Origin of the sequence: Lonepinella sp. MS14436 (genome assembly GCF_042470565.1) — a bacterium.
Lineage (GTDB): Bacteria > Pseudomonadota > Gammaproteobacteria > Enterobacterales > Pasteurellaceae > Lonepinella.
In genome coordinates this window covers 1,728,525-1,744,013 of sequence record NZ_CP170385.1, presented here as the reverse complement: position 1 = coordinate 1,744,013, position 15,489 = coordinate 1,728,525, and the positions used below count along the sequence as shown (strand labels likewise).

Genomic DNA, 15,489 nt, shown 5'->3' with positions numbered 1-15,489 from the left:
GGTAACGATACTTTACATCTTGAGTTATGTTGAAAGCTACAGGGTAGCGATATTTATGTTTTAACCTCGTACGTAAGCACGGGGGGATTTAAGCTATCCTTAACTTGCTAAATCCAACATTTCCTGAGCATTTGCTAATGCCGTATCGGTAATTTTGCTACCACCGAGTAATTTTGCTAAGGCTTTTACTCGCTGTTGAGCAGAAAGTGCGGTCATTTTTGTTTCTGTTTTTTCGCCCACCGTGAATTTTTCTACCACAAAATGATGATTACCATAACTGGCAACTTGTGGTAAGTGAGTTACGCATAATACCTGACATTTTGTGCCTAAACGGCGTAGTAATTTCCCAACTACGCTGGCAGTTGCACCGCTAATTCCTACATCAATTTCATCAAAAATCAAAGTCGGAATCGCACTTTTATCAGATGTGAGTACCTGAATAGCTAAAGCAATGCGAGATAATTCTCCACCTGATGCAGTTTTTGCCAAAGATTGAGCGGATTGCCCTAAATTACTTTGTAAATTAAATTGAATACTATCGGCACCATTTATACCTACTTTACTGTAGTCTGTGGATAATTTAATAAAAAATTGAGCATTTTCCATAGCTAATTGTTTAATGGATTTAGTCACCTGATCGGCTAATTTGGCTGCCCCAGTTTCACGACTTTGATGTAGTGCCATTGCGGTAGCCTGCATTTGGTTAAATGCTAGTTTTTCTTGTTTAATTAATTCATCTTCACTTTCCGAATAATTGATTAATTGCTCAAGTTCTGCCTTTAAACTGCGGTGAAAATTGACTAAATTTTCTGGCGAAATATAATGCTTTTTCGCCAAATGAATAGCCTGACTCATGCGTTGTTCAATTTCTTCTAATAAATAAGGATCTTGTTCAATATCAGAAGATAGGCGTTGCACTTCACTACTAGCTTCTTGTACCTGAATTAACGCATCTTGTAACATAGTTTGAATATCGGCATAACGTGGATCGAGATCGGCTAATTCATCTACGTATTGTGTGGCTCGGTAGAGTAGGCTATCGGCACTGACAGTATCGTTTTCGCTTAAAATACCTTGTAAAGATTGCGAAAGTGAGGTTAATTCTTCACTGCTAGAAAGTCGTTTATGATCGTCTTCTAATTGTTCAAATTCATCTTCTTGTAGATTAAATTCATCTAATTCATCTACTTGATATTGTAATAATTGCTTTCTGGCTTCGTTTTCTGCACATTTTTGTTTAAACTCTGCCACTTGCTGTTGTAGAGATTTCCATTGTTGATAATCAGTTTTCATTTGAGTGAGCAAATGAGCGTGTGAACAAAATGTATCTAAGGTGTGTAACTGAAATTCGGGTTTTAATAATAATTGTGAGGCGTGTTGACCATTAATATGAATTAAATGTTCTCCCAGTTCTTTTAATTGGGCAACAGAAACAGGTGTACTGTTAATAAAGGCTTTGGAACGTCCTTCTTGATTAATAATTCGGCGTAAAATACAGTTTTCAGGATTATCTTGATCTTCTAATTCTTGCTGTTTTAACCAGTTTGAAGCTGGACTTTGAGGGGCAATTTGAAAAGTTGCACAAACATCAGCTCGCTCTTGTCCTTCTCGTAACATGGAAAGCTCAGTACGTTGTCCTAAACAAATACCTAAAGCATCTATGGCAATAGACTTACCCGCACCAGTTTCCCCAGTGATAACAGACATCCCTTGAGCTAATTCAATATCTAAATGACGAACAATAGCAAAATTATTAATGGTGAGTTGAGTAAGCATAAAAAAATCTCCTTTACTGTATGGAATATAGTATAAAACATAACAAATATACAGTAAAGGATTTTTTTACAGTTTTTAGAAGAGTTTTTTAAGCCAGCCTAGTTTTGAGCTTAATACATTGTAATAATTATAATTATGTAAATGAAGTAAACGCAAATTATAAGGGCTTCTTTGTACTGTAACAATATCATCACTGGTCAAACTTAAAGCTAATTGGCTGTCACAGCTTACTTCTAATTGTGGGGCAGTGTAATCTGCGAAACGGAGTGAGATTTTACTGTCACCATCAATAACTAAAGGGCGTGATGATAGAGTATGAGGATACATAGGAACCAAAGTAATCGCATTTAAATTTGGTGTTAAAATCGGACCTCCCGCAGAAAGAGAATAGGCAGTTGAACCAGTTGGTGTCGCAATAATCAAGCCATCTGAACGTTGTGAAAAGGCAAATTTATCATCAATATAGACATGAAAGTCAATCATGTGGGCAATTTGGGCAGGGTGGATCACGGCTTCGTTAATCGCATTACCAGTAGTGAGAACTGCACCATTATGTTCAATATTAACATCTAGTAAGAAACGTTCTTCGACAAAAAATTCACCGTCTAAGCAAGCCTGTAATTGGGCATAAGCATTTTTCGGGTCAATATCGGTTAAAAAGCCTAAATTACCACGGTTAATCCCGATTAAAAGAATATCATATTTGGATAAAATTCTAGCTCGCCCTAGCATATTACCATCCCCTCCGATCACAATGGCGAGTTGGGCTTGTTTGCCGATTTGTTCAAGTGAGGCAATTTGCTCTGGAGGAAGTTCTAAGGCATGACCGATTTCATTTTCCACTAATATGGTATAGCCTTTTTCTTGTAGCCATAAAAAAATATTTTTGTGCATTTGCAAGGTCATATCATTTCGTGGACGACCGACTAGAGCAATGGTTTTAAAAGATTTATGTAGCGGATTTATATTATTGTTGATGAGTTCCATGATTAGTCACAACTTGAATTTGAAAAAAACGCCTTTATATTACATTGAAAATGGCATTGGAGCAAAGTGTAAAGATTAACATTTAATGATTCCTTTGCTACAATGCTTAATCATTCATTAAGATTTTATACTATTTTATGGAGTAAAAATAATGGCAGAACAAGAAAAACAGCAAGCAGAAGAAGTGGTAACAGAAGAAACACAGGAACAAATGGAGCAAGTTGAATCAACAGAAAATGTTGATGACACCACAGCAAATGAAGAAATAGATGCTCTAGAAGAAGCTATTTTACGTGTGCAAGAACTAGAACAGCAACTGGTGGAAGCTAGTCAAAAAGAGCAAGAAAGCCTATTGCGAGCTAGAGCAGAAATGGAAAATGTCCGCCGCCGTGCCGAACAAGATGTGGAAAAAGCCCATAAATTTGCCTTAGAAAAATTCTCAAAAGAGATTTTGAATACCATTGACAACCTTGAGCGAGCATTAACTACCCCTGCAAATAAAGAAGATGAATGTGTTAAGGGCTTATTTGACGGTGTAGAATTAACTTTAAAAGATTTATTAGCGACCGTAGCTCGTTTTGGTATTGAACCAGTGGGAGTAGTTGGGGAAACCTTTAATCCAGAACTGCATCAAGCTATTTCAATGCAACCGACCGAAGGGTTTGCAACCAATCAAATTACCGTGGTGTTACAGAAAGGGTATTTGTTGAATAGTCGGGTGATTCGTCCTGCTATGGTTATGGTGGCAGCGTAGTCTTTACTTTTCGATCGTATTTCGCCGATGGCGACCATACTTTTCTTTGCTCGTGCAAAGAAAAGTAGGCAAAAGAAAACACGCCCCGACTTCACCGCTTTTCTTCGCTTATTTGGTATTTTCTTAACGCTAAATTTTGAACTCGCTTCGCTCAGACATGCAAAATTTAGCTAAAAATACCAAAACGCTCAGGCGGTTCAGACGGGGGATTACACAACACTCAATACCCAACAATTATGAATCTGCTTATTCCGTTCAAAATCTAACGGCAAGGTTTTGTTTGAAATTTCCACCGCACTTAGTCCCAGTTCCGCTAAACTCTCAAAATCCATTTTAAAGCCACGTTTATTGTTGGAAAAAACAATGGTGCCATTTGGGCGTAAAATCCGTTTAAGATTTTGCATTAATTTAATATGATCGCGTTGTACGTCCCAACTGTCTTCCATGCGTTTTGAATTTGAAAATGTCGGTGGATCCACAAAAATCAAATCAAATTGCCGATCGCATTTTTCTAGCCATTGTAAACAATCTGCCTGAATTAAATGGTGCTGTTTAGCATCTAAATCATTTAAAATTAAGTTCTGTTCTGCCCAGTTTAAATAGGTGTTTGACATATCCACGGTGGTGGTTGATTTGGCACCACCTAATGCAGCATGAATAGTCGCAGAGCCTGTATAAGCAAATAAATTTAAGAAATCTTTGCCTTTTGCCATTTCGCCTAGCATTTTACGCGTTAAACGGTGATCCAAAAATAATCCTGTATCCAAATAATCGGTCAGATTTACCCACAATTTTGCACCGTATTCTTCCACATAAAAATACTCGCCTTTGTTGGCTAATTTCTCATATTGATTTTTGCCTTTTTGTTTTTGGCGAACTTTTAGAATCAATTTATTGGTTTCAATACCAGTGACTGCAAGGGTTGCCGTTACTGCATCAAGTAAACGTTGGCGAGATTTATTTTCATCAATATTTTTTGGTGGAGCGTATTCTTGCACCACAATGTGATCCGCATAACGATCTATGGCGAGATTATAATCGGGTAAATCTGCATCATATAAGCGATAGGCTTGTAATCCCTGTTGATTCGCCCATTTTTCAATTTTTTTGATATTTTTTTGTAGGCGATTGGCAAAATCAATAGCCACATTATTGTTGGCTGAAAATGCTAAATTTTGCACCGCACTTTGTTCGGTATTTTGTTCTGATTCAGTTAAACTGCGGTCAGAAATTTGATAATTTTTTTGTACACAATCTAATGGACCATTTTTTGCCTTAAATTGACGATGTGAACGCAAACGTAGGCAATCTAATAAACTTGGTTCTGAACTAAAAATAGAGGCATTCCAACCGCCAAATTGTTGTTTTAAGCGTTGTCCGAATACAGAATACAAGGCGATTAATGCAGGTGTAGTGCCTAGACGTTCGCCATAAGGGGGATTACAGATGACCGTACCCTTTTCACCATTTTCGATCGGATTTCTTAACGCTGCTATATCGGATTGTTTAAATTGAATTAGATGTGCTACGCCAGCCTGTTGAGCGTTGTGCTGTGCTTTTTGAATAACGCGGTGATCTAAATCAAAGCCATAAAAATGCGGGTGGGGATTTTTGTTAAATTCTGTTTCAGCTAATTCAACGGCTTCTGTTTTCACCTTTTCCCATGCGGACGGATTATGCCCTTTCCAAAAATCAAAACCCCAGTGCATACGGTGCAACTGCGGTGCAATTTTAGCTTCCATTTGAGCCGCTTCAATTAACAAAGTGCCTGAACCACACATCGGATCCACCAAGGGTGTTCCCACTTTCCAGCCTGAACGTAATACGATTGCGGCGGCTAAGGTTTCACGTAATGGAGCAACACCAGTTTCCTCTCGATAGCCACGTAAATGTAAGGCATCACCGCTTAAATCGAGCGAAAGAATAAAATTCTCACGATTTAAATAGGCATGAATCCGAATATCAGGGTTGTCTTTATCCACATCAGGACGACTCCGACCTTGTCGCTCAAAATAATCCACAATACCGTCTTTAACTCGCATTGCACCGAATTGTGTGTGGCGAATTTCTTGGTTTGTGCCGTTAAAATCCACTAAAAATCGGGATCTTTCATCAAAATGTGATAGCCAGTCTTGCGATAATACGGTGGAATAGAGATCTAAATCACTGTAAATCTTACTTTGTGCCAATGGCAATAACACCCGAGAGGCGAGCCGCGACCACAATAGTACCTTGTACTGGGTTTCATCGTCCGCGATAAAATGCACACCACCTTGTGCCACTTGACATTCAGTTGCACCAAGATCGGTGAGTTCGACTTTCAGCAATTCTTCAAAACCACGTCCAGTAGTGGCGAAAAGTTTTTTCATGGATATTCTCTAAATAGGTTGGAAATCTTGTGTGAAATTATAACATTAAACCGTTATTCAATTTACTACTTTTGTGATCTTGATTCCAAAATCAATATTTTTCCATTTAAGCGTGAATTCGTAAATTATACAATAATGGCAAGTTGAAAAAGACTATATTATAGTATATATTAATATCATCTAATGCCTGAACTGAAGGATAAATATATTATGCAAACTGCTAAACTTTTTATGAATGGGCAAAGTCAAGCCGTTCGCTTGCCAGCACAGTTTCGTTTTCCTGGCGTGGAAGTTTATATCCGTAAAGATGAACGGACAGGTGATGTTATTTTATCTAAACGACCACCATCTTGGGATAATTTCCTGAAAGCCAGCCTTGATGCTAGAAATGCTGGAGAAGTGCTTAATTTAGGAGAGCGTTCAATGATAGGAAGCATTGAACGGGATCCTTTTGATGATTGGCAAGAATAGGGGATAAAATGCAACGTTATTTATTAGATACCAACACGGTGAGCTATATAATTAAAGGAAATATTACTGCTTTAGTTCATTTACAAAGCGTACCGATGGCATCACTTTGTATTTCGTCCATTACCTGTGCTGAACTGCAATATGGTTTAGCGAAACGCCCTAATGCACATAAACTTCGCTTGGCGGTGAATGAATTTCTTGTTCGAGTTGAAGTGTTACCTTTTCACCAACAAACAGCACTATCTTATGCTGATTTATGTTCTCGTAGTGAATTATCTGGTAAAAATTTGAGTCAATTAGATATGTTGATTGCGAGTCATGCTTATAGTATTAGTGCGGTTTTAGTGACGAGCGATAATGCTTTTCAGCAAATTCAAGGGTTAGTTGTGGAAGATTGGACTAGATAAAAATCTAGGGGAAAGTTACTCTCCCCTAGATAATAAGCCACTATTTCAAACAACTCGCATAACTGTCAGCCGTAAATTGTAGAAATTGGGTATAGGAATTTTTGCCTAATTTAATATTTTCACCCATAGGATCTAAACGTCCCACTTTAACCCCCGTGCTTTTCGCTAACGTATTAATTACTTTTGGGGTAAATTGCGGTTCAGCAAATAAGCAATTTACTTTGTGTTCTTCAATTTCTTCTTTGATTTCCGCAATAGTTTTTGCACCTGGTGCAACTAATGGGTTAATCGTAAATGCTCCCGTTTGGTTTAAACCATAAGCATGGTTAAAATAGCCGTAAGCATCATGGAAAACATAGAAACCCTTATCTTTAAATGCACTGAGCTGTTTGGTGATTTGGCTGCTGCTTTCTTGTAAAGTGCGGTTGAAATTTGCTAAGTTTTCTTCAATTAATGCTTTTTTGGCAGGGAATTGTTCAGTTAATTTTTGGGCTACTTGATTTGCCACTAATTGACTAATTTGTGGTGAATACCATACGTGCCAGTTGACAGTTAAACCATTTTCATCTACTTCGTGGTGATGCCCTTCGTGTTCATGCTCATGATCTGCATGATCATGGTCGTGATCATCATCGTCACCACCATCGTCATGATGATGGTGATGAGCGGATTTTTCTAATAAAGCAGTGACTCCGTCAATTTCAGCAATGGTAACTAATTTTTTCTGATCTGCTTGAGCGATGCTTTTGCTTAAAAAGCTATCTACGTCTTTGCCAATCCATAATACTAAATCTGCGGATTTAATTTTTTGCACATCTGTTGGTTTTAAGTTGTAATCGTGTGGTGAGGCACCCGCGGGTACAATAATTTGAGTATCAAGTACACCATTGGCAATAGAAGATGCAATAAAACCTAAGGGTTTGACTGAAGTCACAATATCCGCTTGTGCGGCAAATGCAGTAGCTAATATAGCACTGGCAATAGCTGTTTTAGTTAATTTAGACATTATTTTTTCCTTACTTGAAATGTAAAAAGTGCGGATAGATTACGCCTATTTTTTTAAAAAAGCCATCTTTTTTTTTATAAAAAAATAAGTTCTTTGAAGAAAATAATTATGATTTGAGTAATTTATCAATTACTCGAGCTACAGCAAAAAAACCGAAAGTAGCTGTTACCATAGTAGCAGCACCAAAGCCATTAGCACAATTCATGCTAGCAGAAACATCACAGTTTTCATTCATTTGTGGAAAAATGAGTGGCTGGCTGGAGAAAACGGCATCAATTCCAAATTTTCGTTTTGGATTTTGGCTAAAATGATAATCTTTACGTAAGTTTGAACGGACTTTGGAGAGTAATGGATCTTGGATAGTTTTACTTAAATCGGTAATTTGGATTTGTGTCGGATCGGTTTGTCCACCCGCTCCACCTATGGTTATCATCTTGATTTTATTACGCTTACAATAGGCAATTAAGGCTGATTTGGTTTTTACACTATCAATCGCATCAATGACATAATCATAGTTAGGAGTGATATAGTCGGCTAAATTTTCATTGGAAAGAAAGTCATCAATAATATGTACTTTACATTCTGGATTGATTAATTTAATACGTTCAGCCATGACTTCGGTTTTGAGCTTGCCAATATTACCAGTCAACGCATGAATTTGACGGTTGATATTGGTCACACAAATATCGTCCATATCAATCATAGTAATGTTGCCAATTCCAGAACGAGCAAGGGCTTCAACTGCCCAAGAACCGACTCCACCGATACCGATGACACAAATATGAGCTTGGCTCAAGCGAGTTAAAGCCGTAGGCGTGTATAATCGTCCGATTCCACCAAAACGTTGCTCGAAGTTATCAATTCTTTTGGTCATATTCGCTTAAACGTTGGATTAGCGTAATACCCAAACGCGTCCGTAATGTTTAGTTAATCCAGAAAGGTGTCCCGCTTGATCGCCGATTCCCCGATATAAATCAAAGTGCTGACCTTTAACAGCACCACCTACATCTAACGCTACCATTAAATGTAAATGATGTTGACCAGTCCAGTTGCCGTTATTGTCAATTTGTGGCACTTCCATTAATAATACGGTGCCTGATGGCACGATTTGACGATCGGATGCGACAGATGCCATAGGTACTAATGGTACACCAGCAGAACCTTTCACTTGACCAGTTGGGTCATTTTTAAAGAATACATAAGAGGAATTGCGTTCTAATAAGCCTTGTAAACGTGATGGATTACGTAGTCCCCAGTCACGAATAGCCTGAATCGACATTTTTTCTTTTGGAATTTCGCCGTCTTCAACTAATAAACGCCCTACTGCTGTGTATGGAAAACCATTTTGACCTGCATAAGCAAAATAGTTTAAGCGACCATCCCCAAAGTCCACATAACCACTGCCTTGTACACCAAGTAAGAAGTTATCTAACATAGAGTCACTATAAGCTAATTCTAAGCCCTTGCCAGCTAATGCTCCAGCATAAATTTGGGAGCGACTAAAGCGTTTTTGGCTAGGCATAGCATAAATAGGTTGATTATATTTACCTTGTGGAGAACGGCGAGCATGAATAACAGGCGAGTAATAACCTGTCATCAACACATTTTGAAAGTTGTCAGTACCAGCCATGACTTGTGGGTGAATGCCATAATTAGCCAGTTCGGATACGTTGGCTCCAGCTAATACCCATTGTTGAATTTTACTATAATTATTAGCGAAAGTATTGGTAATACGGCTTGAATAATTGCGAACATTAGATAATTGACTTAAAAAGTCGCCTTGATTAATTACACTACCATTATTGTCAATTCGAGATACGCTGGTAAATATCTCTGGAGTATATTGACGTCCAGAATATTTGGCACCGAATTTTTTCATATCAGTGTTGTCAATATTAGCTTTTATTTTAGGTGCTTGAACCTCGTTTGAAGAGCAAGCAACAAGTAATGCTGATGCAAGTAATGCTAGCATTTTATGTTTGATACGCTTTGAAATCATTTTAATAAAAACCCTAGATTGAATTAACCCGAAAAGGCAATATCCTATCAAAATTTAACCAGTATCCCTAGTCTTTTTTATACTTTTTGTTGGTTTTTACAACAAATAAACGAATTTCAGGGATTTTTACTTGCATTCAGTATTTTTCAGTGTATATTACACCACTTCAGACGCGGGGTGGAGCAGCTTGGTAGCTCGTCGGGCTCATAACCCGAAGGTCGTTGGTTCAAATCCAGCCCCCGCAACCAAATTCAAAAAAAGCGTTAATCACAAGGTTAACGCTTTTTTACTTTTTATCTTAGGCGAAACATTTTAAGGTTTTGGTTAATCGCTCAATCCCTTGTAAAAGATCTTGTTCACTGATATTTAATGCAGGTGCAAAACGTAACACATTCGGTCCAGCCACTAAAATCATTAAGCCGTTTTCTGCCGCCACTTTGACGAAATCACTTGCTTTGCCTTGGTATTTTTCAACTAATTCTGCACCAATTAATAACCCTTCGCCTCTAATTTCCTTAAATAAATGAAATTGTTCGTTTAATTTAGCTAATTCGGCTTTAAATAGTGCAGAAGTGCGGTTAACTTGAGCCAAGAATTTATCATTAGCAATGGTATCAATCACTTTTTCGGCGACAGCACAAGCCAATGGATTTCCCCCAAACGTAGTACCATGTACCCCAGGGGAAAAACTTTTGGCAATCTCTGTGGTGGTCAGCATGGCACTAATTGGAAAGCCATTACCTAAGGCTTTGGCAGTGGTGAGAATATCAGGGATTACACCATATTTTTGATACGCATACAGATAGCCAGTACGCCCCACGCCTGTTTGTACTTCGTCAAAAATCAACAAGGCGTTATTTTCATCACAAAGTTGACGTAAGCCTTGTAAAAATTCTGTGGTGGCAGGAATAATCCCACTTTCACCTTGAATGGGCTCAACAATCACCGCACAGCAACGATCATCAATCACCGCTTTTACGCTGGCTAAATCATTAAATTTAACATGAATAATATCTGCTGGTTTTGGACCAAAGCCATCAGAATATTTCGGTTGTCCTGCAACGCTGACGGTAAACAGCGTACGACCGTGGAAACTTTGTTTAAAGGAGATAATGGTTGATTTTTGATAACCGTAGTTATCCACTGCATAACGGCGAGCTAATTTTAATGCCGCCTCATTGGCTTCTGCACCAGAATTAGCGAACATGACACGCTCTGAAAAAGTATGTTGCACCAGTTTACTGGCAAGAGCAAGCGTAGGTTCGCTGGTAAACCAGTTACTTGAATGCCATAATTTTTCGCTTTGGGCTTTGAGTACCTCCACAATTTCATCAGGGCAGTGACCGAGTGAATTAACGGCAATGCCACTGGTGAAGTCAATATATTCCTTGCCGTCTTGATCCCAGACGTGGCTTCCTTTTCCTTTGATGGGGATAAAGTTAGCGGGGGTGTAGTTTTGGATCATGACTTGATCGAATGTTTGTCTGTTGTATTGGGGCATTTTGATCTTCCTTTATTTTTTAGATAGGATAAAAGGATTTGATTTTTTATGCAATAGTTTTGAATAAAAATTCAGTTTTTTAATTGGAATCGGTTTCGCCGATGGCGACTTACTTTTTCTTTGCTTGTGCAAAGAAAAAGTAAGCAAAAAGAAAGCACACCCCAACTTTGCCTTGTTTCCTGAAAATAATTAAATTTGCTTAACGGAAAAGTTGTCAACTCGCTTCGCTCAAACAGCACAACTTTTCCTACAAATTTAATCCTTTTCAGGCGGCAAACATGGGGACCCCATTGGTGGTGGAATGAAGTGCTGTGGAAAATTTGAGAATACCTAGTACTGGCGTACTAGGTTAGGTATGGTAACGTTACTCCGTAGCTTAAAAAATATCTATTTTTTCACCGCACTTTTGTTATGCTCGATCAAAACTTGGGGTCCCGTCTGAACCGCCTGAGCGTTTTGGTATTTTTAGCTAAATTTTGTATGTCTGAGCGTAGCGAGTTCAAAATTTAGCGTTAAGAAAATACCAAATAAGCTCAGAAAAGTGGTGAAGTCGGGGTGTGCTTTTCTTTGCCTACTTTCTTTTGCATAAGCAAAAGAAAGTATGGTCGCCATCGGCGAAACCCGATCTAGCCATAAACAAAAAGGTTAAGGACAAATTAAATAAAAATCTAATTTGTTCCCCCAACCGTTATCTTCTCAATCTTACAAGCTGGTTGCCCCACCCCCACTGGTACACTTTGTCCGTCCTTGCCACACACACCAATGCCGTGATCGATTTCTAAATTATCCGCCACCATAGAAACCTGTTGCATGACTTCAATCCCATTACCAATCATCGTTGCCCCTTTAATTGGCTTAGTGATTTTGCCTTTTTCAATTAAATAGGCTTCTGACATGGAGAAAGTAAATTTACCCGACGTAATATCCACCTGACCGCCACCAAAGTGCGGTGCAAAAATACCCTGATCGACACTGGCGATCAAATCATCAAATTTACTTGAACCTGCCAACATATAGGTATTTGTCATACGTGGCATTGGCAAATGTGCATAGCTTTCACGGCGACCGTTGCCAGTCGGGGCAACACCCATTAAACGGGCATTCATTTTGTCTTGCATATAGCCTTGCAAAATACCGTCTTTAATCAATACATTACATTGACTTGGAACACCCTCATCGTCCATGGTTATGGAGCCACGGCGATTTTGTAACGTGCCGTCATCTACAATAGTACATAAAGGGGAAGTGACTAACTCACCAATTTTGCCTGTAAATAATGAACTTTCTTTACGGTTGAAGTCCCCCTCTAAACCATGACCGACGGCTTCATGTAATAGCACACCGGGCCAACCCGCCCCCAAAATGACAGGCATTAAACCAGACGGAGCAGATACTGCATTCACATTGACTAAGGCTTGGCGAACGGCTTCTTTAGCAAAATAAACGGCTCTCTGTTCACCTAAATAGGATTCAAAAAACCAGTCTAAGCCCACTCTAGCACCCACACCAGCACTACCACGTTCACGTTTACCGTCTTTTTCCACCATAACGGAAATGGACAAGCGAATTAATGGGCGAATATCGGCTGCCAAGGTGCCATCAGTGGCAACTACTAACATTTCTTCATAAAGTGCGGTGAGATTTGCCGTGACTTTAGTCACATAAGGGCTTTCTGCTCGGGCAGTGCGATCCACCAAATGCAATAATTCAATTTTCTGTTCTTTGCTTAAGGTATTTAAAGGGTTAATAGCAGCATAACGAGCAATAGCGTTCACTTCATTAAAACGTAATGGTTTGATAATATTGCCATGATTAGGTAGTGCAATACCTTTTACCGCATTCGCACACTGCTGTAAATTGGCTAAATTAATCTGGTCAGAATAGGCAAACCCAGTTTTTTCACCACTTACTGCACGTACGCCCACACCACGATCAATATGAAAACCGCCCTCTTTGATAATGCTATCTTCTAATACCCAACTTTCATCTTGGCTAAGTTGGAAATAGAGATCGGCATAGTCGATTTGGCGGTGCGACATGATGTCGAAGATGTTTTGGAGGTCAGGTAGGGATAGGTTGCTTTGGGTGAGTAGGGATTGTTGGACTTGTCTTAGCATAATTGTTTTTGGTTTTTGATTAAAAGTGCGGTGGATTTTAGCATAGTTTTGGGATTTTGTATAAATCGGATTTCGCCCGATGGGCGACCATACTTTCTTTTGCTTGTGCAAAAGAAAGTAGGCAAAGAAAAGCACACCCCCGACTTCACCGCTTTTCTTCGCTTATTTGGTATTTTCTTAACGCTAAATTTTGAACTCGCTACGCTCAGACAGGCAAAATTTAGCTAAAAATACCAAAACGCTCAGACGGGACCCCAAGTTTTGATCGAGTTTAAGTAAAAGTGCGGTGAAAAAAATAAATATTTTTTTAAGCTACGGAGTAGCGTCACCATGCTTAACCTAGTACGCCAGTGCTAGGTATTTTTCCACCCTACTTTATTCTACCACTAATGGGGTCCCCATGTTTGCCGCCTGAAAAGGATTAAATTTGTAGGAAAAGTTGTGCTGTTTGAGCGAAGCGAGTTGACAACTTTTCCGTTAAGCAAATTTAATCATTTTCAGGAAACAAGGCAAAGTTGGGGTGTGTTTCTTTGTTACTTTCTTTGCACAAGCAAAGAAAGTAAAAACAAATCACATTACAACAACATCAAATTGCTCCTGCGTATAAAACACCTCAGGACGCACTTGAACCTGCTTGCCAATAAACATCTCCACTTCCGCCAACAACCCATGGCTTTCTTCCTTAATCAAATAATCCGCCACCGCTGGAGAAGCATAAATAGTAAATTGTTCACTGGAAAATAAATGATGTACCCGAATCACTTCACGCATAATTTCATAACACACGGTTTCCACGGTTTTAGTATGTCCCCGACCTTGGCAAACTGTACAATCGTCACACAAAATATGCTCTAAACTTTCACGTGTACGCTTGCGGGTCATTTCCACTAAACCCAGTTGGGTAAAGCCATTGACGTTAGTTTTCACAGGATCTTTACTTAACGCTTCCTGTAAGGATTGTAAGACACGTTGACGATGATCTTCGGTTTGCATATCGATAAAATCAATAATAATGATACCGCCTAAATTACGTAATTGTAACTGTTGTGCAATGGCTTGAGTGGCTTCAATATTGGTGTTAAAAATGGTTTCTTCCAAATTGCGATGACCGACAAATGCCCCTGTATTAATATCAATCGTAGTCATGGCTTCGGTTTGCTCAATAATTAAATAGCCGCCAGATTTTAAATTAACCCGTTTATTTAATGCGATATTAATAGCACTTTCCACCCCATATACATCAAATAGTGGCTGATCACCAGAATATAATACTAATTTATCGGTGAGTTCAGGCATAAATTCTTCGGTAAATTCTTTTACTTCCGCAAAGCAGAGTTTAGAATCAATACGGATTTTTTCAATGCCTTGCCCAATGAAATCACGTAATACCCGTTGGGTTAGGGCTAATTCACCATAGATTTTTGTTTTCGTTTTATATTTAGCTCGGCGTTCCATGACTTTTCGCCAAACACGTTTTAAAAAATCCGCATCTTGTTTTAATTCTTCTTCACTCACCCCTTCCGCTGCGGTACGCACAATATAACCGCCAAGTTCATCACAATAGGGTTCGGCAAGGGCTTTTAATCTCGCTCTTTCTTCTTCGCTTTCAATACGTTGTGATACGCCCACATGGCTATTTTCTGGCATAAAGACTAAATAGCGAGAGGGGAGCGTAATATCGGTTGTCAATCTTGCCCCTTTGGTGCTGATCGGGTCTTTGACGACTTGTACCACAATATCTTGTCCCTCGTGAACTAATTGAGCAATATCTTTCACCACAAATTGCTTTTGTTCATCTTCATCCACACATTCGGTATGTGAAACAATATCGGAGGCGTGTAGGAAAGCGGCTTTTTCTAAACCAATATCCACAAAAGCGGATTGCATACCAGGTAAAACACGTGTTACACGACCTTTATAAATATTCCCGACAATACCACGTTTGGCTTGGCGTTCAATATGTACTTCTTTTAAAATCCCCGAGTCCATCAAGGCAATTCTGGTTTCGTTAGGGGTAATATTGACTAATAATTCAACGGAATTCATTTGAGTTCCACGTTCCTAAATTTAAAAAATAGTGGTTTAGGATAGCGAAAAGTAAA

General features: G+C 38.9%; 12 protein-coding genes and 1 tRNA gene. 4 read left to right on the top strand and 9 right to left on the bottom strand.

From position 1 onward, the window contains the following. Positions 1-99: 99 nt before the first annotated feature. Both recN and O1Q81_RS08420 read right to left on the bottom strand, forming a co-directional pair. Positions 100-1,776, bottom strand: coding sequence for a DNA repair protein RecN (gene recN, locus O1Q81_RS08425; RefSeq protein ID WP_386697055.1), 1,677 nt, complete (start codon positions 1,774-1,776; stop codon positions 100-102). A gap of 75 nt (positions 1,777-1,851) precedes the next feature. Further along, a complete protein-coding gene (locus tag O1Q81_RS08420; protein WP_386690264.1) occupies positions 1,852-2,742 on the bottom strand; it encodes an NAD(+) kinase in 891 nt (296 codons plus the stop codon). Positions 2,743-2,914: 172 nt separating this feature from the next. Between O1Q81_RS08420 and grpE the strand changes: the two genes are divergently transcribed. Then, positions 2,915-3,517 (top strand): nucleotide exchange factor GrpE, encoded by a 603-nt coding sequence (grpE, locus tag O1Q81_RS08415; protein ID WP_386686901.1) that lies wholly within the window; start codon positions 2,915-2,917, stop codon positions 3,515-3,517. A 209-nt stretch (positions 3,518-3,726) separates the two neighbouring features. On the opposite strand, the gene rlmKL is transcribed toward grpE, so the two are convergent. Continuing rightward, a complete protein-coding gene (rlmKL, locus tag O1Q81_RS08410; RefSeq protein WP_386697053.1) occupies positions 3,727-5,886 on the bottom strand; it encodes a bifunctional 23S rRNA (guanine(2069)-N(7))-methyltransferase RlmK/23S rRNA (guanine(2445)-N(2))-methyltransferase RlmL in 2,160 nt (719 codons plus the stop codon). Positions 5,887-6,096: 210 nt separating this feature from the next. On the opposite strand from rlmKL, the gene O1Q81_RS08405 reads away from it, so the two are divergent. Together O1Q81_RS08405 and O1Q81_RS08400 are read left to right on the top strand one after the other, a co-directional pair. Further along, positions 6,097-6,357: an antitoxin gene (locus O1Q81_RS08405; protein ID WP_386686895.1), complete on the top strand. Its 261-nt coding sequence runs from the start codon at positions 6,097-6,099 to the stop codon at positions 6,355-6,357. Positions 6,358-6,365: 8 nt separating this feature from the next. After that, positions 6,366-6,764, top strand: a complete 399-nt coding sequence (locus tag O1Q81_RS08400) for a type II toxin-antitoxin system VapC family toxin (RefSeq protein ID WP_386697051.1) — start codon at positions 6,366-6,368, stop codon at positions 6,762-6,764. 40 nt (positions 6,765-6,804) lie between these two features. Here the strand turns inward: O1Q81_RS08400 and znuA are convergent, their stop codons facing one another. The 3 genes from znuA to mltA all read right to left on the bottom strand — a co-directional run bounded on the left by znuA (position 6,805) and on the right by mltA (position 9,769). Further along, positions 6,805-7,770 (bottom strand): zinc ABC transporter substrate-binding protein ZnuA, encoded by a 966-nt coding sequence (gene znuA, locus O1Q81_RS08395; RefSeq protein WP_386697047.1) that lies wholly within the window; start codon positions 7,768-7,770, stop codon positions 6,805-6,807. Positions 7,771-7,876: 106 nt separating this feature from the next. After that, on the bottom strand, positions 7,877-8,644 hold the full coding sequence (gene tcdA / locus O1Q81_RS08390) for a tRNA cyclic N6-threonylcarbamoyladenosine(37) synthase TcdA (RefSeq protein WP_386686887.1): 768 nt from the start codon (positions 8,642-8,644) through the stop codon (positions 7,877-7,879). Positions 8,645-8,662: 18 nt separating this feature from the next. Continuing rightward, the gene (mltA, locus tag O1Q81_RS08385; protein ID WP_386686884.1) at positions 8,663-9,769 is read right to left on the bottom strand and encodes a murein transglycosylase A; all 1,107 of its coding nucleotides are present in this window, start codon (positions 9,767-9,769) and stop codon (positions 8,663-8,665) included. A 171-nt stretch (positions 9,770-9,940) separates the two neighbouring features. Between mltA and O1Q81_RS08380 the strand changes: the two genes are divergently transcribed. Further along, positions 9,941-10,017, top strand: a tRNA-Met gene (locus O1Q81_RS08380). A 50-nt stretch (positions 10,018-10,067) separates the two neighbouring features. On the opposite strand, the gene O1Q81_RS08375 is transcribed toward O1Q81_RS08380, so the two are convergent. The 3 genes from O1Q81_RS08375 to rng all read right to left on the bottom strand — a co-directional run bounded on the left by O1Q81_RS08375 (position 10,068) and on the right by rng (position 15,433). Further along, entirely contained in the window at positions 10,068-11,270 is a 1,203-nt protein-coding gene (locus tag O1Q81_RS08375; protein ID WP_386697044.1) for an aspartate aminotransferase family protein, read from the bottom strand. Positions 11,271-11,938: 668 nt separating this feature from the next. Continuing rightward, complete coding sequence (tldD, locus tag O1Q81_RS08370) at positions 11,939-13,387, bottom strand: metalloprotease TldD (RefSeq protein WP_386694390.1); 1,449 nt, start codon at positions 13,385-13,387, stop codon at positions 11,939-11,941. 570 nt (positions 13,388-13,957) lie between these two features. Beyond that, positions 13,958-15,433 (bottom strand): ribonuclease G, encoded by a 1,476-nt coding sequence (rng, locus tag O1Q81_RS08365; protein ID WP_386694387.1) that lies wholly within the window; start codon positions 15,431-15,433, stop codon positions 13,958-13,960. Positions 15,434-15,489: the final 56 nt, after the last annotated feature.